The sequence below is a fragment of the Hymenobacter gummosus genome, from assembly GCF_003970915.1.
In the GTDB taxonomy this organism is placed as follows: Bacteria; Bacteroidota; Bacteroidia; order Cytophagales; family Hymenobacteraceae; genus Solirubrum; species Solirubrum gummosum.
The window spans coordinates 1-1,076 of record NZ_RXOF01000028.1; the positions used below are offsets into that span (position 1 = coordinate 1).

Consider the following 1,076-nt stretch of genomic DNA (forward strand, 5'->3'; position numbering starts at 1 on the left):
CCCTTGTATGATTGCACTGCCCTATCTTCTGGGTAGCCAGCCAAGGAAGCGGAGTCACCTACCATCCCTAAATGCGGGGCTTCGGCCTCGACCTTGTGGGTTAGAGCCAGTGCTCCGCTTCCCGTTTTCGCCCGAAGACTGCACAGTATGAAGGGAGCCCCGGTGGCATCCCGCATGTTGACAAGGAGAGTTGCGGCAAAACCTGGCGGGTTCTCCTCCACTTCGTTTCCCGTTTTCGTATGCCAGCCGCCGCTGCCGCCCCGCTTAAGTACGTCGTGGGCATCGACATCGCCAAAGACACGTTCGTGGCCTGCTTCGGCCGCATCGAGGCCAGCCAGCAGCTGCGCTTCGGCAAACAGGCCACCTTCGCCAACACGCCGGCCGGCTTCGCGGCCCTGCTGGCCTGGGCGGCCAAGCAGCAAGGCGCCGCCGCCCCCGTGTGGTTTGTTGTCGAGGCCACGGGCGTGTACTACGAAGCCCTGGCCTACTACCTGGCCGACCAGCAGCAGGCGCTGAGCGTGCTCTTGCCCAACAAAGTCAAGCACTTTGCCCAAAGCACGGAGCAGAAGAGCAAGACCGACCAGCTCGACGCGCGCCTGCTCTGCCGCCTGGGCCTGGAGCGGGCCCTGCCGGCCTGGCAGCCGCCCACGCCCGCGCTGCGCCGGCTGCGGGCCCTGGCGCGGGAGCGGCAAAGCCTGAAGCGGCAGGGCGCCCGCCTGAAAAGCCAGCGCCACGCCTTCGCCCACTGCTACCAGCCCGACGCGCGCACGCTCGAGCGCCTGGCCGCGCACCAGGACCTGATCGAGGCGCAGCTGCGGGCCGTGGACCAGGACCTGGCGGCGCTGCTCGACGCCGAGCCGGAGCTGGCCCGCCGGCTGGCCCACCTGGCCAGCGTGCCGGGCATCGGCCCAGCCACGGCCATCGTCGTGGTGGCCGAAACCAACGGCTTCGCCCTGATCGAAAACGAGCGGCAGCTGGCCTCGTACGCCGGCCTGGACGTGGTGCAGCGCCAGAGCGGCCTCGCGGCCCGGGCCGCGCGCATCTCGCGCCGCGGCAACGTGCACCTGCGCCAGGCC

The 1,076-nt window shown here is 69.3% G+C and carries 1 protein-coding gene; it reads left to right on the plus strand.

Annotated elements, in window-relative coordinates; genetic code table 11:
- Positions 1 to 239: 239 nt before the first annotated feature.
- A partial coding sequence (locus tag EJV47_RS27705; protein WP_126696465.1) for an IS110 family RNA-guided transposase occupies positions 240 to 1,076 on the plus strand: 837 nt, incomplete at its 3' end.